General features: G+C 72.1%; 14 protein-coding genes and 1 pseudogene. 8 read left to right on the top strand and 7 right to left on the bottom strand.

Annotated elements, in window-relative coordinates; genetic code table 11:
• Window positions 1-40: 40 nt before the first annotated feature.
• Window positions 41-1,702 (top strand): thiamine pyrophosphate-binding protein, encoded by a 1,662-nt coding sequence (locus ACZ55A_RS05390; RefSeq protein ID WP_468834049.1) that lies wholly within the window; start codon window positions 41-43, stop codon window positions 1,700-1,702.
• A 55-nt stretch (window positions 1,703-1,757) separates the two neighbouring features.
• Here the strand turns inward: ACZ55A_RS05390 and ACZ55A_RS05385 are convergent, their stop codons facing one another.
• The 3 genes from ACZ55A_RS05385 to ACZ55A_RS05375 all read right to left on the bottom strand — a co-directional run bounded on the left by ACZ55A_RS05385 (window position 1,758) and on the right by ACZ55A_RS05375 (window position 5,383).
• Window positions 1,758-2,423 carry a TetR/AcrR family transcriptional regulator gene (locus ACZ55A_RS05385; RefSeq protein ID WP_468834043.1) on the bottom strand — a complete coding sequence of 222 codons (666 nt, stop codon included), beginning with the start codon at window positions 2,421-2,423 and terminating at the stop codon, window positions 1,758-1,760.
• 73 nt (window positions 2,424-2,496) lie between these two features.
• Entirely contained in the window at window positions 2,497-4,617 is a 2,121-nt protein-coding gene (locus tag ACZ55A_RS05380) for a YhgE/Pip family protein (protein ID WP_468834038.1), read from the bottom strand.
• A complete protein-coding gene (locus ACZ55A_RS05375; protein ID WP_468834033.1) occupies window positions 4,589-5,383 on the bottom strand; it encodes an ATP-binding cassette domain-containing protein in 795 nt (264 codons plus the stop codon). Before ACZ55A_RS05375 ends, ACZ55A_RS05380 begins: the two co-directional genes overlap by 29 nt.
• Window positions 5,384-5,595: 212 nt before the next feature.
• Between ACZ55A_RS05375 and ACZ55A_RS05370 the strand changes: the two genes are divergently transcribed.
• The 3 genes from ACZ55A_RS05370 (at window position 5,596) to ACZ55A_RS05360 (ending at window position 14,277) form a co-directional block, all read left to right on the top strand.
• Window positions 5,596-8,511 carry a discoidin domain-containing protein gene (locus ACZ55A_RS05370; RefSeq protein WP_468834030.1) on the top strand — a complete coding sequence of 972 codons (2,916 nt, stop codon included), beginning with the start codon at window positions 5,596-5,598 and terminating at the stop codon, window positions 8,509-8,511.
• Window positions 8,512-8,721: 210 nt separating this feature from the next.
• A complete protein-coding gene (locus ACZ55A_RS05365) occupies window positions 8,722-12,645 on the top strand; it encodes an ABC transporter ATP-binding protein (RefSeq protein ID WP_468834026.1) in 3,924 nt (1,307 codons plus the stop codon).
• Window positions 12,646-12,855: 210 nt separating this feature from the next.
• The gene (locus ACZ55A_RS05360) at window positions 12,856-14,277 is read left to right on the top strand and encodes a S28 family serine protease (protein ID WP_468834020.1); all 1,422 of its coding nucleotides are present in this window, start codon (window positions 12,856-12,858) and stop codon (window positions 14,275-14,277) included.
• A 165-nt stretch (window positions 14,278-14,442) separates the two neighbouring features.
• On the opposite strand, the gene ACZ55A_RS05355 is transcribed toward ACZ55A_RS05360, so the two are convergent.
• The 4 genes and pseudogenes from ACZ55A_RS05355 to ACZ55A_RS05340 form a co-directional block, all read right to left on the bottom strand.
• The gene (locus tag ACZ55A_RS05355) at window positions 14,443-16,272 is read right to left on the bottom strand and encodes a glycoside hydrolase family 3 protein (RefSeq protein ID WP_468834015.1); all 1,830 of its coding nucleotides are present in this window, start codon (window positions 16,270-16,272) and stop codon (window positions 14,443-14,445) included.
• Between the two features lie 222 nt (window positions 16,273-16,494).
• Window positions 16,495-17,358, bottom strand: coding sequence for a sugar phosphate isomerase/epimerase family protein (locus tag ACZ55A_RS05350; RefSeq protein ID WP_468834701.1), 864 nt, complete (start codon window positions 17,356-17,358; stop codon window positions 16,495-16,497).
• Window positions 17,359-17,741: 383 nt separating this feature from the next.
• Window positions 17,742-18,827, bottom strand: a complete 1,086-nt coding sequence (locus tag ACZ55A_RS05345) for a bifunctional helix-turn-helix transcriptional regulator/GNAT family N-acetyltransferase (protein WP_468834011.1) — start codon at window positions 18,825-18,827, stop codon at window positions 17,742-17,744.
• Between the two features lie 127 nt (window positions 18,828-18,954).
• Window positions 18,955-19,224 (bottom strand): annotated as a pseudogene (locus ACZ55A_RS05340) (LacI family transcriptional regulator); the annotation flags it as partial.
• A 231-nt stretch (window positions 19,225-19,455) separates the two neighbouring features.
• On the opposite strand from ACZ55A_RS05340, the gene ACZ55A_RS05335 reads away from it, so the two are divergent.
• The 4 genes from ACZ55A_RS05335 (at window position 19,456) to recD2 (ending at window position 25,164) form a co-directional block, all read left to right on the top strand.
• Window positions 19,456-20,607, top strand: coding sequence for a Gfo/Idh/MocA family protein (locus tag ACZ55A_RS05335; protein ID WP_468834005.1), 1,152 nt, complete (start codon window positions 19,456-19,458; stop codon window positions 20,605-20,607).
• A 26-nt stretch (window positions 20,608-20,633) separates the two neighbouring features.
• The gene (locus ACZ55A_RS05330; protein ID WP_468833999.1) at window positions 20,634-21,788 is read left to right on the top strand and encodes a dihydrodipicolinate synthase family protein; all 1,155 of its coding nucleotides are present in this window, start codon (window positions 20,634-20,636) and stop codon (window positions 21,786-21,788) included.
• Window positions 21,785-22,684, top strand: coding sequence for a sugar phosphate isomerase/epimerase family protein (locus ACZ55A_RS05325; protein ID WP_468833992.1), 900 nt, complete (start codon window positions 21,785-21,787; stop codon window positions 22,682-22,684). Before ACZ55A_RS05330 ends, ACZ55A_RS05325 begins: the two co-directional genes overlap by 4 nt.
• A 269-nt stretch (window positions 22,685-22,953) precedes the next feature.
• Window positions 22,954-25,164, top strand: coding sequence for an SF1B family DNA helicase RecD2 (gene recD2 / locus ACZ55A_RS05320; protein WP_468833988.1), 2,211 nt, complete (start codon window positions 22,954-22,956; stop codon window positions 25,162-25,164).
• Window positions 25,165-25,227 lie beyond the last annotated feature (63 nt).

The following is a 25,227-nucleotide window of genomic DNA, read 5'->3' as shown; positions in this document are numbered from 1 at the left end:
CCTTACGGACCACCACAACGACATGGAGAGCCAACCCACCATGAGCACCACCGAAGCGCCGCCGGCGGCCCCGCGCAGCGGAGGCGACCTGGTCGTCGAGTCACTGACCGCGCTCGGCGCGACCACCGTCTTCGGGCTGCCGGGCCAGCACGCCCTCGGGGTGTTCGACGCGCTGCGCCGCTCCACCCTGCGCTACGTGGGGCTTCGGGTGGAGAACAACGCGGGCTTCGCCGCCGACGCGTACGCCAGGACCACGCACGGGGTCGCGCCGCTGCTGGTCTCCACCGGGCCCGGCGCGCTGATGACGCTGGCCGCGCTCCAGGAGGCGGCGGCCGCCTCGGCCGCCGTGCTGGCCATCGGCAGTCAGGTGCCGCTGGCCGGGATCGGTGGTGGCCGCCACGGCTATCTGCACGAACTCACCGACCAGAGCGCCTCGTTCCGCGGTGTGGTCAAGTCCGTCCACACGGCCCGTACCGCCTCACAGATCCCGTCCGCGGTGGCCGCCGCCTGGGAGTCGGCGCTGAGCGCCCCGCACGGGCCGGTGTGGCTGGAGATCCCGCAGGACGTCCTGCTGGCCGGGACCGAGATCCCTCCGGTGACCGGACTCATCGCTGTACCGAGGGAGTTGACGCCCCGCCCGGAACTGATCGCGGCGGCCGCCGACCGGCTGGCACAGGCCCGCCGGCCGGTCATCCTGGCCGGCGGCGGAGTCGTCCGGGCCGGGGCCGAGGCGGAGCTGCTGGCGCTCGCCGAGCAACTGCGGGCACCGGTGGCCACCACCTTCGGCGGCAAGGGCGCCTTCCCGTGGGAGCATCCGCTCTCCCTCCAGTCCTGGCTGGAGGACCGCTACACGACCACCTTCCTGGAGGACGCGGACACGCTGCTGGTCGTCGGCTCGGGGCTGGGTGAACTCTCCTCGAACTACCACACGTTCCGGCCGCGGGGGCAGGTCGTGCAGATCGAGGCGGACCTGGGCAAGCTGGAGTCGAACCATGCCGCGCTGGGCATCCACGCGGACGCGCGGGCGGCGCTGGCCGCGCTGGTGAAGGAGGTGGCGCGGCGGGACCGCCCGCACGCCGCCCCTGGTGCCCCCGAGGCTGCCGTCGCCGGCCTCCTCACCCGCGTCCGCGACCGGATCGCCGGGCAGCAACTCGACCTGGAGCAGCAGGTCCTGGCCTCGGTGCGGGACGCCCTGCCGGACGGCGCGGTCAGCTGCTGGGACATGACGATCCTCGCCTACTGGGCCTGGTCCGCCTTCGACCCGCGGGGCACCAACGCGCTGCATTCGGCGCAGGGCGCCGGCGGGCTGGGCTATGGCTTCCCGGCGGCCCTGGGGGTGGCCGCCGCGGACCCGGCGCGGCCGGTGCTGGCGGTCTCCGGTGACGGCGGCGCGATGTACTCGATCGCCGAACTGGCCACCGCCCGGCAGTACGACGCGCCGGTGACCTGGCTGATCGTGGACGACGGCGGCTACGGCATCCTGCGCGAGTACATGACGGACGCGTTCGGCGAGGCCACCGCCACCGAACTCACCCGGCCGGACTTCGTGGCGCTGGCCGAGTCGTTCGGTGTCCTCGCGGTCCGTACGACGCCGGAGCGGCTGCGCGGGGACTTGACGTCGGCGCTCGCAGCCCCCGGCCCTTCGGTCGTCGTACTCCCCGCCCGGCTGCGGATGTTCGCACCGACGCATCTGGAGACCTGACGGATCGCCCGCCGCCTCGGGCGAACGACGGGAGTCCGACGACACCCCCTGGGCCCTAGCCGGTTCCCGCTCCCACCCGCCCCTGCAACAGCCGTGACAGCGCCGCATGGACGTCCTCGACCGAGCGGTCCGGCTGGAAGGACTGCCAGTCCAGGGCGGCCACCAGGACCATGCCGAGGAGGGCGGAGGCGGTGAGGGGGATGTCGAGCTCGCCGGAGAGTTCCCCGGTCCGCACGGCGTCCCGGAGGACGTCCTCGACGACGGCCTGGGCCCGGCCGCGTACGGACGTGAGGGTGGCACGCCAGGTGCGGTTGGTGCGCCAGAGTTCGGCGACGTAGAGCTGGATGAGGGCGGGGGAGCCGGCGATGAAGTCCAGGCCGGCCCGGATCATCGCGTCCAGGGCGTCGACCCGGGTGCCGCCGCGCTCCGCCGTGGCGTCGGCGGCCCGGCGCAGTGAGCCGGCGAGCAGATCGATGCCGTCCCGCAGCAGCTCCTCGTAGAGGACGTTCTTGCTCGCGAAGTTGTAGTAGACGGTGCCCTTGGCGACGCCGGCGCGGTCGGCGATCTCGTCGACGGTGGTGGCGGAGAAGCCCTGTTCGGCGATGAGGATGACGGCGGCGTCGAAGATCCGGCGGCGGGTCGAGCCGCGCCGGGGGCCGGGGGCGGCCCCCGGGGCGGCGCCGCGTACGGCACCGCCCCTGAGGCCCGAGGGGAGGCTCATGCCGAAACCACGCTTCGCGTGACTTCGCATTCGCTCAGCTCGCACCTCTCCATGGTGAGCTCACTTCGTTCGCTCACAGGCTGAGCTCCGGATGCAGGTCCTTCATCCGTACGACCTGCCGGCTGCGCGCCGCGAGGGCGGTGAGGGCCAGCGCGCCGACGGTGAAGGCGGCGAGGACGCCACAGCCCTGCCAGACGACGGTGAGGTCGCCGCCGGTGATCAGCTTGCGCAGACCGTCGACGACGTAACTCATCGGCAGGAACGGGTGGAGGGCGGAGAAGAAGCCGGGGCTGGTCTGCACCGGGTAGGTGCCGCCCGCCGAGGTCAGCTGGAGCATCAGCACGACCAGGGTCAGCACCCGGCCGGCCGGGCCGAAGAAGGCGCTCAGCAGCTGGATGAGGGCGGTGAAGCAGGCCGTGGCCAGCAGCAGGAAGCCGACGGTGCCGCCCGAGCGGGCCATCTCCAGGCCGAGGCCCCAGTGGAGTACGGCCATCAGGGCCAGCACCTGGACCACGCCGACGGCGAAGGCCGGCAGCCAGGAGCCGAGCGCGATCCGCCAGCCCGGGGCGCCCGCGGCCAGTGCGCGCTTGCCCAGCGGCTGGAGCAGCATGAACGCGACCATCGCGCCGACCCAGAGGGAGAGCGGGATGAAGTACGGCGCCAGGCCGGTGCCGTAGTTGGGCGCCTTGTGCAGCGACTTGGCGGCCAGGGCGACCGGGTCGGCCATCACCTCGGTGCGGGCGTCGCGGTCCTTCTTGTCGTAGTCCGGGATCTTGGCGACGCCGCTGTGCAGCCCGTCGGCCAGCTGGTTGGAGCCGTCCTTGAGCTTGAAGAGGCCACCGGTGAGCTTCTCGGCGCCGTCCTTGGCGGTGCCGAGGCCGCTGTGCACCTTGCCGGCGCCGTCGGCGACCTTGCCGGCCCCGTCGGCGAGCGTGCGGAGGCCGTCGGCGAACTGGCCCGCGCCCTGGGAGACCTTGTGGGCACCGGCGTTGAGCCGGTTGATCTGCCCGATCGCGGTGTCCGCACGGGCGGCGATGCCCGGTGCCTGCTCGGCGACCATCGTGGCGCCCTGGTGCAGCTCACGCAGCTTGCTGCGCAGCTGCCCGAAGTCCGTGCGGGCGACGGTGTCGTTGACCTTCTCCGCCGCGTCCGCGGCCACCGCGCTGCCGTCCGCGAGGGCCTTCAGCTTGGCGCAGTCGGGATTGGTGGAGAGGAGGCCGCCGCAGCGCTCCCGGTACAGCTCGGCCGCGTTGTCGGCGTTCTTGCGGGCCTGTGTGGCGGCCTTGGCGGACTCCCCGGGCAGCTTGTCGAGGTCGTCGTCGAGCCGCTGGGTGAGGTCGGCGACCAGCTGCGCCTTCTCGCCGATCTCCTTGCCGTGCTCCCTCAGGTAGGGGAGGTCCTTCCGGGCGATGCCCTGCACCTTGTCGGCGAGCTGCTGGGTGCCGTCCGCGACCTGACCGGCGCCCCGGCTGAGCTGCCGGGCCTTCGTGGCGGCCAGCGTCGTGCCCTTGCTGAGCTCTCCCGCGCCCTTGCTGACCGCGCCGGAGCCCTCGCCCAGTTTGCCCAGCCCGTCCGCGAGCTTCCCCGTCTTGTCCTTGGCCGTGCCGAGTCCGTCGTCGATCTTCCCGGCGCCGTCGGCCGCCTCGGCCGTCCGGTCGTGCAGATCGGAGAAGGACACGAAGATCTTGTCGAACATGGCCCGGGACGAGGTCGCCGAGGTCTTGGCGCGGATCTCGGAGAAGACCGTCTTGGAGATCGAGCCGACGACGTAGTTGTTGGCGTCGTTCGTACGGACCTGGAGCGCGCCGGTCTGCGGGTCGTCCCCGGAGCTGGAGGCGATCCGCTTGCTGAAGTTCTGCGGGACCGTCAGGGAGAGGTAGTAGGTGCCGTTCTCGACGCCCTTGGCGGCGTCTGCGGCGCTGACCTCTTCCCAGTCGAAGGTCTTGCTGTCCTTGACCTTTTCGGCCAGATCGTCGCCGGCGGTGATCTTCTTGCCGTCGGCGGTGGCGCCCCGGTCGTCGTTGACCAGGGCCACCGGGATCTTGTCCAGACGGGCGTAGGGGTCCCAGAAGGAGCAGAGGTAGAGGGCCCCGTACAGCAGGGGGATCAGCATCAGGGCGACCAGCCCCAGCCGGGGCAGCTTGCCCCGGCCGAAGCGCCTGAGCTCAAGCGCGGCCAGTTTCGGCGAACGCATGTGCCGCTTCCTCCTTGGGGGTGTGGGTGTCGTCCTGGGCGGGGGCCGGGGTGCCGGCCGGGGCGGTGGCGGGGGTGTCGGTCTGTGCGGTACGGACGATCAGCGCGTCCGCGGGGGCGTCGCTGCCGGCGGCCACGACGGTCGTGCCTGCCAGTGCCAGGTCCCGCAACAGCTGCCAGGCCAGGCCGCGTTCGTCCGCCGAGAGCTTGAGGTCGACATCGTCGACGGCCAGCAGCTGCGGGCCGTGCATCACCGCGAGCGCGATCGACAGCCGCAGCGCCTCCAGCCGCTCCAGATCGCGGACGGTGGTGCGCAGGCCCTTGGGGAGGGCGCCGGTGTCGAGTCCGGCGGCCGCGAGGGCGGCCTCGATCCGGGCCCGGGTGGCCTCCTTGTGGCGCTTGCCCCAGGGCAGCGAGCCCTTCAGGCGGCGCCCCAACAGGGCTTGTTCCTTGAGGTGTTCGCCGACCGTGAGGGCCGGTTCGAGCTCGGCGACGCCCGGTACGTGGGCGAGCGCGGTACGGCCGCGCACCGAACCCATCCGCTTGGGCAGCGGGAGTCCGGCGACCGTCGCGGTGCCCTCGGTGATCCGCATCCGGCCGGTGAGGGCGAGCAGGAGACAGGTGCGCCCGGAGCCCGAGGGCCCCTGGAGGGCGATGAGCGAGCCCGGGGCGGCGGTGATGTCCACTCCTCGGAAGGCCCACCCCCGTGGGCCCTCCACTCCGATCCCCCTGGCGCTGACCGCCGCACCCTGGCGGGTGGTGTTCACAAACCCCTCCCCTTTTGATCTGACTGGTCAGTCTAAAATTGTGCCGTACAAGCGGCGGTTTTGACCAATCGGGCCGAAGTGGCCTGATCCCGCCCGTGACCCGGACGGCCGATACGTCCTAAGGTGCCGTGCAGGCGGGGGCCTGATGATGTTCAAGGTGGAGTCCGTATCGCGGCACGCGGTACGGACCGTGCATGTATCGACGGAGAACCATGGAACATTCGGCACAGCACCCCGTTGACCCGCCGCCCGCGCCCCCGGCGCGGGACCGGCCCGGCACCGCCGCGCGCCGCTCCCGGAAGCTGGTCGCGCCGCTGATGGCGGGCGCGCTGGTCGCGGTCCTCGCGCCCATATCGGCCTCCGCGTCCGCCCCGCCGCCGGCACCCGGCAGGCCCGCCGCGCAGGGCCCCTGCGAGCTCGGCGACGGCTGGACCGCCACCGCCACCCGGATCGACCCCAAGGACAGCCACCACGCCTTCGTCGGCAACGGCTACCTCGGCCAGCGGGTGCCGCCCAACGGCACCGGATACGCCGCCCCCGGCGGCACGACCGGCTGGCCCCTGAAGACCCCCGAGTACGACGGATCGTTCGTCTCCGGGCTCTACGCCAAGGGCCCCAAGAACCTCCAGGGCCGCCAGGCCATCGCCGCGATCCCCACCTGGACCACGCTCGACGTCACCACCGGCGGCGCCCGCCCCGACACCTTCTCCTCCGCCACCAAGCCGGGCCGGATCTCCCACTACCGCCAGACCCTCTCGCTGCGCTGCGGTTTCGTCCGTACGTCGCTGACCTGGACCGCCGCCGACGGGCGCAGCACCGACCTGGTCTACGACGTGCTCGCCGACCGCAACGACCCGCACATCGCCGCCGTACGGCTGCGGATGACGCCCCACTGGAGCGGCGAGGCCACCGTCACCGACGCCCTCGACGGCCGCGGCGCCCGCCGGGTACAGCCGTCCGGGGCCCCCTCCGCCGGGGCCGGCACGGACGGCCCCGCGAAGGACGGTCCCGCCAAGGACGGCCCTGTCAAGGACGGCCCTGTCAAGGACGGCTCCGTCAAGGACGGTCCCGCCAAGGAGAGCGCCGCCAACGACGGCGGCAGCACCATGGACGTCGCCTTCCGTACGGACGGCACGAAGACCGAGGGCGCGGTGGCCTCCACCCTGCGCACCGGGCCCGGCGTCCGTGCCCAGCGGCCCCAGCAGACCCCGCAGCAGGGCAAGCTGAGCAACCGTCAGCAGGTGACCTTCCCGGTCCGCAGCGGCCGCTCGTACGAGCTGACCAAGTACGTCGGCGTGGACACCGCGCTCACCTCCCGCACCCCGCGCGCCGCCGCCGACGCCGCCTCGCGCCGGGCCGCGGCCCGCGGCTGGGCGGACCTCTTCGCCCGGCACACCGCCGCCTGGCAGCGGCTGTGGCGCAGCGACATCGAGGTCAAGGGGCAGCGCGAGCTCCAGTCCTGGGTGCGCTCGGCGCAGTACGGACTGCTGTCCTCCACCCGCGCCGGCAATGAGAACAGCATCGGCCCCACCGGCCTGACCAGCGACAACTACGCCGGTGAGATCTTCTGGGACGCCGAGACGTGGATGTACCCGGGGCTGCTCGCCACCCACCCCCGGCTCGCCCGGTCCATCGTCGACTACCGCTACAAGACCCGGGCCGGGGCCCGCGCCAACGCCAAGAAGCTGGGCTACGACGGGCTGTTCTACTCCTGGACCAGCGGCAGCAAGGGCGATCTGTGGACCGAGTGCCACAGCTGGGACCCGCCGCACTGCAAGACCCAGAACCACCTCATGGGCGATATCTCCCTCGCCACCTGGCAGTACTACCTCGCCACCAAGGACACCGCCTGGCTGAGGTCCCGCGGCTGGCCGGTCCTCAAGGGCATCGCCGAGTTCTGGGCCTCCCGGGCCACCCGTAACGCCGACGGCAGCTACTCCATCAAGAACGTCGCCGGACCCGACGAGTACAGCAACGGCGTCAACGACGGCGTCTTCACCAACGCCGGCGCCGCCACCGCGCTGCGGCACGCCACCCGCATCGCCGCCGTCCTCGGCGAGCAGGCCCCCGCTTCCTGGAAGACCATCGCCGACAAGCTGCGGATCCCCTACGACACCAAGAAGAAGGTCTTCGAGCAGTACGCCGGCTACAAGGGAACCACCATCAAGCAGGCCGACACGGTGCTGCTGATGTACCCGCTGGAATGGCCGATGTCGCAGACCCAGGCGTCCCGCACGCTGGACTTCTACGCCGCGCACACCGACCCGGACGGCCCGGCCATGACCGACTCGGTGCACGCCATCGACGCGGCCGGGATCGGCGAGGCCGGCTGCTCCACGTACACCTATCTGCTGCGCTCCATCAAGCCGTTCGTGCGGGGGCCGTTCGCGCAGTTCTCCGAGGCGCGCGGCAGCAAGGCCGGTGCCGAGGACCCGCACGCGGGCAAGCCCGCCCAGGACTTCCTCACCGGCAAGGGCGGCTTCCTCCAGACCTTCACCCACGGTCTGACGGGCCTGCGGCTGCGCGAGGACCGCGTGCACCTCGACCCGATGCTGCCGCCGCAGCTGTCCGAGGGCGTCACCCTGCGCGGGCTGCACTGGCAGGGGCGCACGTACGACATCGCGATCGGCGCGCACCAGACCACCGTGCGGCTGACCGCGGGCGCACCGATGCGGATCGAGACGCCGGAGGGCGAGAAGGTCGTGAGCCGGGGTGTGCCGGCCGTCCTCAAGACCCGCCGCCCCGATCTGGCCGCGACCTCGAACGCGGCCCGCTGTACGCCGGCCACCGCCACCTCGGAGGAGCCCGGGATGTACGCGGCGGCCGCGGTGGACGGCAACGCCGCCACCGCCTGGGTCCCCAACGCCGCCACCGGCACCCTCACCGTCGACCTCGGCCGCACCACCCGCGTCGGCCAGATCACCCCGCACTGGAACGCCACCGAGCCCAAGCGCTACAACGTCCAGGTCTCCCTGGACGGCAAGCACTGGAGGGGCACCGGGTTCTCGGGCCGGACGCCGGCCCGGTACGTACGGGTCGTGGTGGAGGGTGACCGCACCCCGGGAGCCGACGGGAAGCCGAAGCCGCATCCGGGGATCTCGGAACTGACGGTGCAGCGCGTGGAGTAGCCACACCGACTGCCCGGCCTACGGCCCCGCCCCGCCATCCGGGGGGCGGGGCCGTCCTGCGTCCTGGGACGGGCCGTTCCGCGTCCGCCTCCGCCGGGCCGCCGCCCGTCACTCTCCGCAGTTTCGTTGCCGCGGGATGAAATCCGCCCCCGGCGGCGTTGGTGTCTTGCGGTAGGCGTCGAGGTGCGGTCGAGGTGCGGGAGGCATCGGGTGGCGGGGACGGATGCGGAACGGGACGGCTGGGCGCGGCGGCTGAGCCGCGACTGCTGGCAGTACAAGAAGGACGTGCTGCTGGCGCTCGGCGCCTCGCTCGGCGGGATGGGCGTGATGGCCCTGGTCCCGCTCGTACCGAAGCTGATCATCGACGATGTCATCGTCCGGCACGAGCGCGCCCTCGCCCCCTGGGCGAGCCTGCTGGTCCTCGCCGCCGTCGTGGTCTACGTCCTGACCTACCTCCGCCGCTTCTACGGCGGCCGGCTCGCACTGGACATCCAGCACGATCTGCGCACCCGGATGTTCGGCGCGATCGCCCGGCTCGACGGCCGGCGGCAGGACGAGCTGAGCACCGGACAGGTCGTCGGCCGCGCCACCAGCGATCTCCAGCTGATCCAGAGCCTGCTGTTCATGCTGCCGATGATGATCGGCAGCCTGCTGCTGTTCGTGATCTCGCTGGTGGTGATGGCGGTCCTCTCGCCGCTGCTCACCGTGGTGGCGCTGGCCGTCGCCCCCGCCCTGTGGTTCATCGCCAACCGCAGCCGGCTGCGGCTCTTCCCCGCCACCTGGTACGCCCAGAGCCAGGCGGCCGCGGTCGCCGGTGTGGTGGACGGCGCGGTCTCCGGAGTCCGGGTCGTCAAGGGCTTCGGGCAGGAGGAGCAGGAGACCGACAAGCTGCGCGAGGCCGGCCGCCGGCTCTTCGCCGGCCGGCTGCGCACGGTCCGGCTCAACGCCCGCTACACCCCCGCGCTCCAGGCCGTGCCCTCGCTCGGCCAGGTCGCGATGCTGGCCCTCGGCGGCTGGATGGCCACCCAGGGCCAGATCACCCTCGGCACCTTCGTCGCGTTCTCCACCTACCTGGCCCAGCTGGTCGGGCCGGTCAGGATGCTGGCGATGGTGCTCACCGTCGGGCAGCAGGCCCGCGCCGGTGTGGAGCGGGTCTACGAGCTGATCGACACCGAACCGTCGATCCAGGAGCGCCCGGACGCCCATGAGCTGCCCGCCGACGCACCCGCCACGGTCGCATTCGACCGGGTGACGTTCGGGTACGCACCGCTGCACGACGGCGACGGGCCCGGCCCGCGGCCCGTCCTCGGCGACTTCTCGCTGCGCATCGAGGCCGGCGAGACCGTCGCCGTGGTCGGCACGTCCGGCAGCGGCAAGTCCACCGTCTCCCTGCTGCTGCCCCGCTTCTACGACGTCTCCGCAGGACGGGTCCTGGTCGGCGGCCACGACGTACGCGAGCTGACCCTGGAGTCGCTGCGCGCCGCCATCGGCCTGGTCCCCGAGAGCAGCTTTCTGTTCTCCGACTCCATCCGGGACAACATCGCCTACGGCCATCCGGAGGCCACCGACGAGCAGGTGCGCGCCGCGGCCCGCGCCGCCCAGGCCGAGGGCTTCATATCCGAGCTGCCCGAGGGCTACGACACCAAGGTCGGCGAGCAGGGACTGACCCTGTCCGGCGGCCAGCGGCAGCGCATCGCCCTGGCCCGCGCCATCCTCACCGACCCCCGGCTGCTGGTGCTGGACGATGCGACCTCGGCGGTCGACGCCCGGGTGGAGCACGAGATCCATGAGGCCCTGCGGGGCGTCATGGCGGGCCGTACGACCCTGCTCATCGCGCACCGCGCCTCCACCCTGGCGCTCGCCGACCGGGTCGCGGTCCTCGACCGCGGCCGGCTGGTCGACATCGGCACCCAGGAGGAGCTGGCGGAGCGCTGTCCGCTCTACCGCGAGCTGCTGACCGACCCGGAGGAACTGGGCGGCGTCGAGCGCGACCCGGCGGGCGAGCTGGCCGGCGCCTTCGACGGACGCGAGAGCCGCCACGGCCTCGACGCGCCGGCCGGGCTGGACGGGCTCGACGGTGAGGCGGACGACGAGGCCGGCCGCCGCGCGGTGTCCGGCGCCATCACGCCCGAGCTGTGGGTCCGCCGCGAACAGGACGCCGAGGCGGGCGGCGCCGGGGTGGCGCCCCGCACGGCCGCCGCTGCCGCGCCCGGCCTCGGTCCCGCCATGGCCGGTACCTCCGCCACCCCCGAACTGCTCGCCCGGGTCGCCGCACTGCCGCCGGCCACCGACGCCCCCGCCGTCGACGAGGACCGGGCGGTGCGCCCCGAGCGCTCCTACGGACTGCGCCGGCTGCTGCACGGCTTCGGCGGACCGCTGGCCTTCGCCCTCGCCCTGGTGGCGGTGGACGCCCTGGCCGGGCTGCTGCTGCCGGTGCTGATCCGGCAGGGCATCGACGAGGGCGTGCGCCGCGGCGCGCTGGCCGGTGTCTGGACGGCCTCGGTGCTCGCCCTGATCGTGGTGCTCGCCCAGTGGGCCGCGCAGATCGGCGCCAACCGTATGACCGGCCGCACCGGCGAGCGGGTCCTCTACTCCCTCCGCCTCAAGATCTTCGCGCAGCTCCAGCGCCTCGGCCTCGACTACTACGAGCGCGAGCTGACCGGCAAGATCATGACCAGGATGACGACCGACGTTGACGCTTTGTCGACATTTCTGCAGACCGGTCTGGTCACCGCACTGGTCTCGATGCTGACGTTCTTCGGCATACTCGTCGCGCTGCTCGCCCTCGACCTCCAGCTGGCCCTGGTGGTCTTCGCCACCCTCCCGCCGCTGGTCATCGGCACGTACTTCTTCCGCAAGCAGAGCGTCAAGGCGTACGAACTGGCCCGCGAGCGGATCAGTGTGGTCAACGGCGACCTCCAGGAGAGCGTCGCCGGACTCCGCATCGTCCAGGCCTTCCGGCGCGAGCGGAGCGGCGCCCAGCGGTTCGCCGCGCGCAGCGACGCTTACCGCCGGGCGCGGGTCCGCGGCCAGTTCCTGATATCCGTCTACTTCCCGTTCGTCCAGCTGCTCTCCTCGGTGGCAGCCGCACTGGTACTGATCGTCGGCGCCGACCGGGTCGGCGCCAACACCCTCACCGCCGGCGCGCTGGTCGCCTACCTGCTGTACATCGACCTGTTCTTCGCCCCCGTACAGCAGCTCTCCCAGGTCTTCGACGGCTACCAGCAGGCCTCCGTCTCCCTCGGCCGCATCCAGGAGCTGCTGCGCGAGCCGACCACCACCCCACCGGCCGAGCGGCCCCGCGAGGTGCCCGCGCTGCGCGGCGAGATCACCTTCGACGGCGTCCACTTCCACTACGGGCAGAGCGCGGAGCCGGCGCTGGCCGGCATAGACCTCACCATCCCGGCCGGTCAGACCGTGGCCTTCGTCGGCGAGACCGGCGCGGGCAAGTCCACCCTGGTCAAGCTGGTCGCGCGGTTCTACGACCCGTCCGAGGGCGCGGTCCGCATCGACGGCACCGACCTGCGCGAGCTGGACCTGACCGGCTACCGCCACCGCCTCGGTGTGGTCCCCCAGGAGTCCTACCTCTTCGCCGGCACGGTCCGCGATGCCATCGCCTACGGCCGTCCCGACGCCACCGACGCCGAGGTGGAGGCGGCCGCCCGCGCCGTCGGCGCACACGCCATGATCGCCACCCTCGACGGCGGCTACCTCCATGAGGTCGCCGAGCGCGGCCGTAACCTCTCCGCCGGCCAGCGCCAGCTCCTCGCCCTGGCCCGCGCCGAACTCGTCGACCCGGACGTGCTGTTGCTCGACGAGGCCACCGCGTCCCTGGACCTGGCCACCGAAGCCGTCGTCAACCAGGCCACCGACCGCCTCGCCGGCCGCCGAACGGCCGCCCCCTCGCCCGACCGCGACCCCTCAACGGGCTCCGGACTCCGTCCTGCGCGCACCACCTTGATCGTCGCCCACCGCCTGACCACGGCCGCCCGCGCCGACCGTGTGGTGGTCCTCGACCACGGCCGGATAGCCGAGGACGGCAGCCACACCCAGCTGCTGGCCCGCAACGGCCGCTATGCGGAGCTGTGGCGCACCTTCACGGGCGAGGGCGAAGAGGAGGAACTGGTGGCCTGAGGCCGCCCGTACGGCCCCGCCCGGCGCCGGACCGCCTCGGCTCCGGCGCCCGCACGGACTGTCCGGGACGCCCGAACGGCGTACCCGGACAGTCCCTTTGGTCTACCCGCACTGTCTGGTGAACATCCCCGTACGGCCCCCGAGGGCTGGTGGCCCGGGTGTCCCGCCGATAGGTTCAGCCCGACCTTTGCTATCCCAAGGGGAGGGTGCATGCGCAAGGCCACCAGATGGCTGCTGTCGCTCGCGGTGCTCATAGGCACGGCGGGAGCCGGCAGCGTACCGGCAGGAGCGGCCACCGCCGCCGAGCCGAAGACCGAGGACATAAAGGACCGGATCCTGGCGATACCGGGTATGAGCCTCATAGAAGAGAAGCCGGTTGACGGCTACCGCTACTTCGTCCTGAACTACACCCAGCCGATTGACCACCGGCACCCGTCGAAGGGCACCTTCCAGCAGCGGCTGACCGTGCTGCACAAGTCGGTGGACCGTCCGACGGTGTTCTTCACCTCCGGTTACAACGTCAGTACCACGCCGTCCCGCAGCGAACCCACCAAGATCATCGACGGCAATCAAATATCCCTGGAATACCGCTACTTCACCCCGTCGCGGCCCACGCCCACCGACTGGAAGAAGCTGGACATCCGGCAGGCCGCCAACGACCAGCACCGCATATTCCAGGTACTGCACCGCATCTACGGCAAGAACTGGATCGACACCGGCGGCAGCAAGGGCGGGATGACCGCCACGTACTACCGCCGCTTCTTCCCGCACGACATGAACGGCACCGTCGCCTACGTCGCACCCAACGACGTACGCAACAACGAGGACTCCGCGTACGACCGCTTCTTCAAGACCGTCGGGACCGCGCAGTGCCGCGCCGACCTCGCCGCCATCGAGCGCGAGGCGCTGGTGCGCCGTGGGGAGATGGTCAACCGCTTCCAGGAGTGGGCCGACAAGGAGAAGCAGACCTTCACCAAGGTCGGCAACGCCGACCGGGCCTACGAGGTCATGGTCACCGACCTGGTGTTCGGCTTCTGGCAGTACCAGCCGGCCGAGACCGCCTGCGCCGAGGTCCCCAAGCCGACCGTCTCCACGGACGAGCTGTGGAAGTGGATGGACAAGGTCGGGGGCTTCGACAGCTACACCGACCAGGGCATGGAGCCGTACACGCCGTACTACTACCAGGCGGGCACCCAGCTCGGTGAACCCGGCTACGCCTACCCCAACCTCGCCGGCCTGCTGAAGTACCCGGGCATCAACAACTCCCGCAGCTTCGTGCCGAAGGACATCCCGATGCGCTTCGACAAGCGCGCGATGCCCGACATCGACCGCTGGGTCAGGCACCACGCCAACCGGATGATGTTCGTCAACGGTGAGTACGACCCGTGGAGTTCGGAACACTTCGAACTCGGCAAGGGCGCCCGGGACTCCTATGTCTTCACCGTCCCCGGCGGCAACCACGGCTCGAACATCGCCAAGTTGAAGGAGGCCGACCGCACCAAGGCCACCGCCGAACTCCTCGACTGGGCCGGCGTCCCGGCGCCCGAGGGCGCCAAGGCCACCCCGCTGGCCCCGGACAACAAGAAGCTCGACAAGCAGGAGTTCCGCCGGATGCCGCTGCTGCGCCCGTAAGGCCGTTGCGCCGTACGCCGTAGCGAGGCGACCGGTACGGCGCGCTCTTACGACCACCACGGGAGCGCGCCGTACCACCCCTGACACCTCCGGCCCCGGTACGCCAACCGGGGCCGGAGACGGTGCGCCAACCGGGGGCCGGCCCCGGTGCGCCCGCCGGCGGACTCAGTACGACAGCCCGTGGCCGATCTGGTACAGCGCCTTCTCCGGCGTGTCGGCCCGCATTATCGGGACGGGCAGCCGGCCCACCGGATCCCGCCGCCCGGCGATCACCCGGGCCGCGGCCCGCAGCTCCACATCCGTCCACGAGTAGCTGGCCAGGGCCGCCTTCACCCCGTCCAACTGCGCGATGTCATAAGGGTTGCGGACCGCCAGCTGCACCACCGGCTTCCCGGTGCCCAGCAGCGCACCGACCAGCGTCCGCTGCGCCGACTGCGCCGTCACGTTGTAGGTCGCCACCACCACCGCGTCCCGCTCGCCGAGCGCCGCCACCGCCTCGTCGATCTGCTGCCGGCCCGGGTTCAGGCCCGTCGGGTGCGCGGTGGCCGTGAAGCCGAGCTCGGTGAGGGCCTTCGCCAGCACGGCGGTCGGCGGCCCTCCGGTGCCCGACGGCGCGGCCGCGTCCACCCCCACCACCAGCACCCTGCGCTCCCGCCGCCGCGACAACGGCAGCAGGCCGGCGTCATTGCGCAGCAGCGTGGTCGTACGGTCCGCGATCCGGTCCGCGGTGGCGAGATGGCCCCGGGTGCCGACGACCCGGTCCACCGCCTGCCGTGTGGTGTACGGGTCCTTGAACAGCCCCCGGCGCTCCTTGAGCAGCAGGATGCGCATCAGCTTCTCGTCGATGTCCCGCTCCGTCAGCTCCCCCTCCGCCAGCGCCTTCAGCACCGAACGGTGCGCAAGGGACAGATCCGGAGGGTTCAGCAGCTGGTCGACGCCGGCCTTGAGGGCCAGCACCGGCACCCGGGCGTCGCCGTACTTCACCCGAACGCCCTCCATCCCCAGCGAGTCCGTGACCACCACACCGTCGTAGCCGAGCCGCTCGCGCAGGATCCCGGTGAGGATCGGGCGGGAGAGCGTGGCCGGGTCCTCGCTGGCGTCGAACGCGGGCACGACGATATGCGCCGTCATGATCGAATCGATCCCGGCGGCGATCGCGGCCTTGAACGGCGGCGCGTCCAGCCGCTCCCACTCCGCGGCACTGTGGTGTATGTACGGCAGCCCCACATGGCTGTCGGTATCGGTGTCACCGTGCCCCGGGAAGTGCTTGGCGCAGGCGGCGACCCCGCCCTCCTGATAGCCCCTCACCTGCCCGCCGACCATACGGGCCACGGCCTGCGGATCCGCGCCGAAGGAACGCACGCCGATGACCGGATTGGCGGGATTGACATTGACATCGGCGTCCGGCGCGTAGTCCTGCCGGATACCCATCGCGAACAGCTCCGCACCGGCGATCCTGCCCGCCGTCCGCGCATCGTCGCGGGAGCCGCCGGCGCCGAGGGCCATCGCCCCGGGGAAGAGCGTCGCGGGCGCACCGACCCGGGCCACTATGCCGTGTTCCTGGTCGGTGGAGATCAGCAGCGGAATGGGCACGCGCTGGGCGACGGCGGCCCTCTGGATGCCGTTGGAGAGCTCGGCGATCTGGTGCGGCTCACGGGTGTTGTGCGCCCAGCCGAAGTAGATGATGCCGCCGACGTGGTACTTGGCGATCAGCTCCGCGGCATTGGCGACCCCGATCTCCTTCTGATTGGCCGCCACATCCGCCGGATCCGGGTCGGTGGCGGAGTGCCCGTAGACCCGCATCACGAAGAGCTGGCCGACCTTCTCCTCCGGATTCATACGGGCGATGAGACGGCGCAGCCGCGCCCGGGTGGCGGAATCGGGGGCGGGCTGACGGCCTGGGGCGGGCGCCGCGGCCTGTGCCGGACCGGCACCCGCGGCAACGGCGGCGGCTGCGGCGGCCGCACTGGTCAGAACGGTACGTCTGGAGTGCATCTGCGCTCCTTCCGGAGGGCTTCCTCGACTCATTGAAGGAAACTTCCAAGGAGACACGGATAGCCGGAAAACTATTGTCGGTCAATCACTCCGTCCAAGGCGCCGCCCAGCAATTGCGCTCGGGCGGTGAGTGTGTGAGGGGGCGGCAGGGGGCGAGACGGGTGGGGTGGAGAGACGGGCGAGGTCGGGTGGGGCGGGGCTTGCGCGGCTTCGGCGAGGTTCCTACGGGGCCCGAAGCCCGGACAGAAGCCGCTGGAGGTGTTCGCGGGCCGGGACCAGAAGGGCGGGGAGGTCGAGCGCGTCGGGGTACCACCGCTTCTCGTACTCCCAGCACAGCCAGCCGCCCGCCCCCTGGTCATAGATGCCCTCGGGCGTCGGTACGGGGCCACGTGGCGCGCCCCGGCCCTCGTCGAGCGTGGCCAGGACGGCCGCCAGCGGCAGCACCCCGGCCCCGAGCGGAACGGGGGCCGCGTCGTCCGCCGAGGCGACGTCCTTGACCTGCACATAGCCCAGATGCGGGGCGAGCGCCGCATGTGTGTCCACGGGCTCCTCACCGCCGAGCCAGCTGTGCAGCACGTCCCAGAGCGCGCCGACATTCCGGTGACCCACGGGGCCGAGGATCCGTGCCGCGGCCGCGCCCGTACGGTGCGAGTCATGGGTCTCCAGCAGGACCCGTACGCCCCGCTCGGCCGCGAGCGGCGCCACCGCAGCGAGCCGGCGGGCGGCATCCGCGTCCGCCTCGGCCGCCGGGCGGTCACCGCCCCCGGGGAACACCCGAACGTACGGCGCTCCCAGATCCGCGGCGAGCAGCACCAGCTCACCGAGCTCCTGCGCCAGCTCCTCCTCGCCGGCCGCGTCCCGGGCCGCGGCAACGCGCGCGTACCCGGCGACGGTCAGGATGTCGACACCGGCGGCCGCGAACTGCTCGCGCACCGCGGCCCGTTCCCGCATCCCGATCAGCGGATGCACCGGCTCTTCCGGATGGGCACGCAGCTCCACCCCCTGATAGCCGGCCTCGACGGCCAGCTCCAGCACATCGGCCACCGGCATCCCCGGCACCCCGAGGGTGGAGAACGCGAATCGCATCGCCGGACTGCTGCCGCCCACGCCGCCCGTACCGCCTGAACTGCTGCCCATGTTGCGCTCCTCCTCGTGCCGTACGTCCCGTCCGTGTGTCCTCATGGCCGGTATGCCGCCGATGGGTACGGCTCACGTATGCCCGTCAGCTCCGCCGTTCACCTGCCCGTCGGCCCCGTCATGCATTGCCTCACTCCACCGACTGCACCACTCACCACTCCACCGCTGCACCACGCCACACGGGCACCACGCCACAGGGACACGGAGCTACAGGGTCACGGCACCGCGGGGACACGGCAGCACGGGCGCCCACGCACGCACACACACGCTCGCCGCACCGGGCCACCAGGCCACCGGACCGCTCGGGTCGCCGGACCGCCCGGATCGACGGATCACAGAGCCAGTCGCCAGTCCTGGCCCATGAGGTCCTGGCCGAAGCTGTGGTGCGGTGACTCGGCGACCAGCTCGAATCCGGCCCGCTGGTAGATGCTGCGGGCCGCGCCGAGTATGGAGTTGGTCCACAGCACCATCTCCCGATAGCCGGCCTCTCGGGCGAACTCCACGCATGCCTCGACGAGTTGGCGCCCCACGCCGTGCCCCCGGGCGCCGGGCTCCACCAGCAGCAGCCGCAACCGGGCGACTCCGGGCCTGCCGTCCCGTACGCACATCACCGCGCCCACCCTCTCCCTGGGTGCTCCGACAGGCTCCGTACCAGGGGGGACCCCCATGCCGCCCAGCTCCGCTATCCAGGTGCGGTCCCATCGTGGGTCGAAGTCCTCGGCGTACTCCGCCACGATCCGGGCCACCAGCGCCTCATAGCTCAGATCGAAGCCGTACTCGGCGGCGTAGAGCGCGGCGTTGCGCTCGACCATCCAGCCGAGGTCACCGGGGCGGGTGGTGCGCAGCGTGACCTCGGGCGCGGGGGAGCCAGCGGAGTGGTCCGCCTCGGCCTGCGCTCCCTGCGCCTCCTCCGCGCTCTCCGCCTCCTCGCCGAGCAGGGCGCGAATCGTGCGCATCGACGCCACCAGCCGGGCGCGGTCCCGCGCCGGAAGGTGCTGGAGCAGCGTCCCCGCGGCCACCTGCGAGCGCTCCTCCAGCACGCCGGCCGCCTCCCGGCCGCCCTCGGTCAGTCTGATGCGCTGACGACGGGGATCCTCCTCGGACTTGCCGCGGCTGATCAGCTCACGGTGCTCGAACTTGCCGAGCAGCCGGCTGAGGTAACCGGCGTCCAGCGACAGCGAGGCGCGCAGATCCGCCGCGTCCACCCGCTCCTGGTGGGCGAGTTCGTAGAGCACCCGGGCCTCGGTGAGGGTGAAGGGGGTGTAGAGGTGCCGGCCGTAGTCGAGCGCGCCGATCAGATTCGTATAGAAGCGGTTGAACCGGCGCAGCTCACGGACCTCTTCGGCCGCGGCGTCGTGCGCCGTGCCCGGTGCCTCGTCGGACACCGGCCCGGATGTCGTCCCGGTCGTCATCGTCATCGACCCCCTCACCCTTGACTGAGTCAAGGGTACGCCACCGCGGTCGATCCGCGCACCATCAATTCCGCCCGCAGCGTCGCCAGTCCGCCCGGCGGCCGCTCCTCCCGCCCCATCGCCAGCCGCCCGGCCCCTCCGCCGCGAGCGCGGCCCGACGGCCGGCCAGGCGCTCGCTGGTGGTGGTCCGCCCGGCCGGACCCGCGACACAGACGATCCGGTGGTGGCCGAGCGCGATGAGGTGCGCGGTCAGCCGCTGTGCGCCGCCCCGGTTGTCGAACGCCGGCGTGATGGGGGAGGGGCCCGGTCGGCCCACGGGGGCGGGCCGGTCCAGGCGGCCGGGGTGGCTCTCGCGGCCGGGGCGCCCGCAGAGCACCACCCTGGTGCCCGCGCCGGACAGCCGTCATCGCGAACTCCCCACGTACTGCCCCTGGTTGGCGGTCCGCCCCGCGCCCCTGCCGCTTGTCGACGTCCCGCCCTGCCGGCGCGCGCCCGCCCCCTTGTTGGTGTCTCGCCGCGCAGGCTAGCGTCCCTCGGGGGAGAAAGCGCTTGCTGCCGCAAACGCACGGACCACCGCACTGCTGCTCCACCCCGCACCGCGAACCCCCGCTGAGCGCGGGAGAGAGGCCGGGCCGTGACACGCAGGACCGTACGCATCGCCATGAACGGCGTCACCGGACGCATGGGACACCGCCAGCACCTGGTCCGTTCCCTCCTCGCCCTGCGTGAACAGGGCGGCCTCGAACTGGCCGACGGCACGGTGATCTGGCCCGAGCCGGTGCTCGTCGGCCGCAACCCCCACAAGCTGCGGGCACTGGCCGAACGCCACGGCCTGGAGAGCTGGAGCTGCGACCTCGACGCCGTACTGGGCGACGACACGATCGAGATCTACTTCGACGCACAGGCCACCGTCGCCCGTGCGGAGGCCGTGAAGAAAGCGATTGCCGCCGGAAGGCATGTGTACGTCGAGAAGCCCACCGCGAGCGACCTCGCGGGAGCGCTGGAGCTGGCCCGGCTGGCCCGGGACGCCGGCGTCAAACACGGCGTCGTCCAGGACAAGCTCTTCCTGCCCGGCCTGCGCAAGCTCCGCCGCCTGGTCGAGGGCGGCTTCTTCGGCCGCATCCTGTCCGTACGGGGCGAGTTCGGCTACTGGGTCTTCGAGGGCGACTGGCAGCAGGCGCAGCGCCCCTCCTGGAACTACCGCGCCGAGGACGGCGGCGGCATCGCGGCCGATATGTTCCCGCACTGGGAGTACGTCCTGCACGAGCTGTTCGGGCCGGTCAGGACCGTCCAGGCACAGCTCACCACACATATCCCGCGCCGCTGGGACGAGTTGGGCACCCCGTATGACGCCACCGCCGACGACGCCGCCTACGGGATCTTCGAGCTGGCCGGCGGCATCGTCGCGCAGATCAACTCCTCCTGGGCGGTCCGGGTGCACCGCGACGAACTGGTGGAGTTCCAGGTGGACGGCACCGAGGGTTCGGCCGTCGCCGGACTGCGCGGCTGCCGCGTCCAGCACCGCTCCGCCACCCCCAGACCGGTCTGGAACCCGGACGTTCCGGCGTCCGAACCGTTCCGCGACCAGTGGCAGGAGGTCCCCGACAACGCCGACTTCGACAATGCGTTCAAGGCCCAGTGGGAGCTGTTCCTGCGGCATGTCGTACGCGACGAGCCCTGGCACTGGGATCTGACGGCCGGCGCGCGCGGCGTCCAACTGGCCGAACTCGGGCGGCGTTCGTCGGAGGCGGGCCGCCGCCTGGACGTACCGGAGCTCACCCTGTGAGCGGGCGCCGCCGGGACGCAGCAGAGGTGGCCCCGGGCACGCAGGTGACTGCGTGCGCCCCAACGGGTGGGCCCGCGCCCCTGCGTTCCCGCACCGTCTTCGCCGCCGCCCATGTCGTCGCCGATCCGCACGCCGACACCACCCCCGACGGCCCGCCCGCCCTCGACTGGGACGCCACCCTCGCCTTCCGCCACCACCTGTGGTCGCACGGTCTGGGCGTGGCCGAGGCGATGGACACCGCACAGCGCGGTGCCGGCCTGGACTGGCGCACCGCCGCCGAGCTGATCCGGCGCACCGCCGCCGAGGCCAAGGCCGTCGGCGGCCTGCTCGCCTGTGGTGCGGGCACCGACCAACTGCCGCCCCTCGGGGCCTGCTTGACGGACGTTCGGGCCGCGTACGAGGAACAGCTCGGGCTCATCGAGGACGCCGGGGCCCGGCCGGTCCTGATGGCCTCCCGCCAGCTCGCCGCGGCCGCCACCGGCCCCGAGGACTACCTGGACCTCTACGGCCACCTCCTGCGCCAGACCACCACACCGGTGATCCTGCACTGGCTCGGCCCGATGTTCGACCCGGCGCTCGACGGCTACTGGGGCAGCGCGGAACCCGACACCGCCACGGAGACCTTCCTGCGGATCATCGCCGCACACCCCGACAAGGTGGACGGCGTCAAGGTCTCCCTCCTGGACGCCGGCCGGGAAGTACGGCTGCGCCGACGGCTGCCGGCGGGCGTGCGCTGCTATACGGGCGACGACTTCCACTACCCCGAACTGATCGCGGGCGACGAACACGGCTTCAGCCATGCGCTGCTGGGCATCTTCGACCCGCTCGCCCCTCTTGCCGCCGAGGCCGTGCGCCTCCTCGATACGGGAGGGCCGGAGACCACCGCCGCCTTCCGGGCCACGCTGGACCCGACCGTCGCCCTCGCCCGCCACCTGTTCCGCACACCCACCCGCTACTACAAGACCGGTGTCGTCCTGCTGGCCTGGCTGGCGGGCCATCAGTCGCACTTCACCATGGTCGGCGGCCTCCAGTCGGCCCGTTCACTGCCACATCTGCGCCGCGCCTACGAACTGGCCGACGCGCTGGGCCTGTTCCCCGACCCCGAGCTGGCCGCCGCCCGGATGCGCAGCCTGCTCGCGGTCCACGGGGCGGAGGAGACGAGGGAGGGCACCACCCCATGAGCGACCGCACCCCACCGCCCCGCCCCCAGGCCCGTCAGCTCCCCCTCCCCTGTCTTCTCGACCGCCTGAGCCTCAATCAGGAGACCGTCAGACAGTGGTCGCTGCCCGAACTGGCCGACGGGTGCGCGCGGGCCGGCGTACGGGGCGTGGGCCTGTGGCGCGCGCCGGTGCAGGAGTACGGGGTGGCCGCGGCCGCCCGGCTCGTACGGGATGCCGGGCTGCGGGTCACCAGCCTGTGCCGGGGCGGCTTCTTCACCGCCCTGGACCCCGGTGAGCGGGCGGCCGCCCTGGACGACAACCGGGCGGCGCTCGACGAGGCCGCCGCCCTGGGGACGGACACCCTCGTCCTGGTCTCCGGTGGCCTGCCGCCCGGCAGCCGCGATCTGCCCGGGGCCCGGGAGCGGATCGCCGACGCGCTGGCCACGCTGGTGCCGTACGCCGCCGAGCGGGCCGTACGACTGGCGATCGAACCGCTGCACCCGATGTACGCGGCGGACCGCTGCGTGGTCTCCACGCTCGCCCAGGCGCTGGACCTGGCCGAGTGGTTCCCCGCCGCCCAGGTGGGCGTGGTCGTGGACACCTACCACCTGTGGTGGGACGACACGATCGGCCCGCAGATCGACCGCGCCGGCGGCGGCCCCGGCGGCCGGGCCGGTTCGCGGCTCGCCGCCTTCCAGCTCGCCGACTGGGTCACGCCGTTGCCCGAGGGCGCCCTCCTGGGGCGCGGACAGCTGGGGGACGGCTCGGTGGACCTGCGGTGGTTCAGGGAGCGGGTCGACGCCGCCGGCTACCGGGGGCCGGTCGAGGTGGAGATCTTCAACCCGGCGCTGTGGGCGCGGGACGGCGCTGAGGTGCTGGCCGAGGTCGTGGACCGCTTCCGGCAGCACGTCGGATGAGCGGCGAAAATCGCACTTCCGGTGACGGGGAAATAACTCTGCGAAGCCGCGCAACCGTTGGCGGCCCAGGAATGTCATAGCTGACGCTGGTCCCGATAGGGGAGGGGCCCGGGGGGGACCCGGGGCCGGCGCGGAGGGGGAATCGAGGGGCCCGACCATCGGACGGGCCCCTCGATGGTGCTCCGACGGCGATCCGCGCCGGCCCCGGCCCACCCCGGCAGGCACTGCCGGCCGGGTGCGTTGTCAGACCCCGGCGGTACGGTCGTGCCATGGTCAACGCAGCCGTGGTGGAAGGGGTCCTGGAGCGGATCACCTACGCCAACGAGGAGAGCGGTTACACGGTCGCGCGGGTCGACACCGGCCGCGGCTCGGGCGATCTGCTGACCGTCGTAGGGGCGTTGCTCGGGGCGCAGCCGGGGGAGTCGCTGCGCATGGAGGGGCGATGGGGCTCCCACCCCCAGTACGGCAAGCAGTTCACGGTCGAGAACTACACCACCGTCCTGCCCGCCACCATCCAGGGCATCCGCCGCTATCTGGGCTCCGGCCTGATCAAGGGCATCGGGCCGCGGATCGCGGACCGCATCACCGAGCACTTCGGCACGGACACCCTCGACGTCATCGAGCACGAGCCAGGGCGCCTCATCGAGGTGCCGGGCCTGGGCCCCAAGCGCACGAAGCTGATCGGCGCGGCCTGGGAGGAACAGAAGGCCATCAAGGAGGTCATGGTCTTCCTCCAGGGCGTCGGGGTGTCCACGTCCATCGCGGTGCGGATCTACAAGAAGTACGGGGACGCCTCGATCTCCGTCGTCCGCAACCAGCCCTACCGGCTCGCCGCCGACGTCTGGGGCATCGGCTTCCTGACCGCCGACCGCATCGCCCAGTCCGTGGGGATTCCGCACGACAGCCCGGACCGCGTCAAGGCGGGCCTCCAGTACGCGCTGTCGCAGTCCACGGACCAGGGGCACTGCTTCCTGCCCGAGGAGCAACTGATCGCCGACGCGGTGAAGTTGCTCCAGGTGGACACGGGACTGGTCATCGACTGCCTGGCCGAGCTGGCCGCCGACCCCGAAGGGGTGGTGCGGGAGAAGGTGCCCGCCGGGGAGGACGGTGTGCCGGTCACCGCCGTGTATCTGGTGCCGTTCCACCGCGCCGAGCTCTCCCTCGCCGGCCGGCTGACCCGGCTGCTGCGCACGGACCAGGACCGGATGCCCGCGTTCCGGGACGTCGCCTGGGACAAGGCGCTGGCGTGGCTGGCGCGCCGTACGGGAGCCGAGCTGGCGCCCGAGCAGCAGCAGGCGGTGCGGCTGGCGCTGACCGAGAAGGTCGCGGTGCTCACCGGCGGGCCGGGCTGCGGCAAGTCCTTCACGGTCCGCTCCGTGGTCGAGCTGGCCCGCGCCAAGCAGGCGAAGGTCGTGCTGGCGGCGCCCACGGGGCGGGCGGCCAAGCGGCTCTCGGAGCTGACCGGCGCGGAGGCCTCCACGGTCCACCGCCTCCTGGAGCTCAAGCCGGGCGGGGACGCCGCCTATGACGCCGACCGTCCGCTGGACGCCGATCTGGTGGTCGTCGACGAGGCGTCCATGCTGGATCTGCTGCTGGCCAACAAGCTGGTCAAGGCGGTGCCGCCGGGCGCCCATCTGCTGCTGGTGGGCGATGTCGACCAGCTGCCGTCGGTCGGCGCCGGCGAGGTGCTGCGCGATCTGCTCGCGGAGTCCGGCCCGGTGCCCGCGGTGCGGCTGACCCGGATCTTCCGGCAGGCCCAGCAGTCCGGGGTGGTCACCAACGCCCATCGCATCAATTCCGGAGTGCCGCCCCTGACGAGCGGCCTTGCGGATTTCTTCCTCTTCGTGGAGGAGGACAATGAGGAAGCAGGACGGCTCGCGGTCGATGTCGCGGCCCGCCGGATCCCGGCGAAGTTCGGCCTCGACCCGCGCCGCGACGTCCAGGTGCTGACCCCGATGCACCGCGGCCCGGCCGGTGCGGGCGCGCTGAACGGTCTGCTCCAGCAGGCCGTCACCCCCGCCCGCCCCGACCTGCCCGAGCGCCGCTTCGGCGGACGCGTCTTCCGCGTCGGCGACAAGGTCACCCAGATCAGGAACAACTACGAAAAGGGCCGCAATGGTGTCTTCAACGGGACGGTGGGCGTGGTCACGGCCCTGGACTCCGACGAGCAGCGGCTGACCGTGCTCACCGACGAGGACGAGGAGGTCCCCTACGACTTCGATGAACTCGACGAACTCGCACACGCCTATGCCGTGACGATCCATCGCTCGCAGGGTAGTGAGTATCCAGCGGTGGTGATTCCGGTCACCACAAGTGCCTGGATGATGCTGCAGCGCAATTTGCTGTATACCGCCGTGACCCGGGCGAAGCGACTGGTGGTGCTCGTCGGCTCCCGCAAAGCCCTGGGACAGGCCGTCCGCACGGTTTCCGCCGGTCGGCGGTGTACGGCGCTGGCTCACCGGCTCGCCGGGGCGATGTGATGTCACTCCTCTTTCCCAATCGGGGCGAAGGGGAGCAGGATGGGGCAGTCACGCGGCACTGAG

The organism is Streptomyces sp. NPDC034111, from assembly GCF_055575375.1.
This window is presented reverse-complemented; position numbering and strand designations above follow the sequence as displayed.

Coding starts and splice junctions, on each gene's coding strand:
- ACZ55A_RS05390 (WP_468834049.1), top strand. CDS start 41: ATGAGCACCACCGAAGCGCCGCCGGCGGCCCCGCGCAGCGGAGGCGAC.
- ACZ55A_RS05385 (WP_468834043.1), bottom strand. CDS start 2,423: ATGAGCCTCCCCTCGGGCCTCAGGGGCGGTGCCGTACGCGGCGCCGCC.
- ACZ55A_RS05380 (WP_468834038.1), bottom strand. CDS start 4,617: ATGCGTTCGCCGAAACTGGCCGCGCTTGAGCTCAGGCGCTTCGGCCGG.
- ACZ55A_RS05370 (WP_468834030.1), top strand. CDS start 5,596: ATGGAACATTCGGCACAGCACCCCGTTGACCCGCCGCCCGCGCCCCCG.
- ACZ55A_RS05360 (WP_468834020.1), top strand. CDS start 12,856: ATGCGCAAGGCCACCAGATGGCTGCTGTCGCTCGCGGTGCTCATAGGC.
- ACZ55A_RS05355 (WP_468834015.1), bottom strand. CDS start 16,272: ATGCACTCCAGACGTACCGTTCTGACCAGTGCGGCCGCCGCAGCCGCC.
- ACZ55A_RS05350 (WP_468834701.1), bottom strand. CDS start 17,358: ATGCGATTCGCGTTCTCCACCCTCGGGGTGCCGGGGATGCCGGTGGCC.
- ACZ55A_RS05345 (WP_468834011.1), bottom strand. CDS start 18,827: ATGACGATGACGACCGGGACGACATCCGGGCCGGTGTCCGACGAGGCA.
- ACZ55A_RS05325 (WP_468833992.1), top strand. CDS start 21,785: ATGAGCGACCGCACCCCACCGCCCCGCCCCCAGGCCCGTCAGCTCCCC.
- recD2 (WP_468833988.1), top strand. CDS start 22,954: ATGGTCAACGCAGCCGTGGTGGAAGGGGTCCTGGAGCGGATCACCTAC.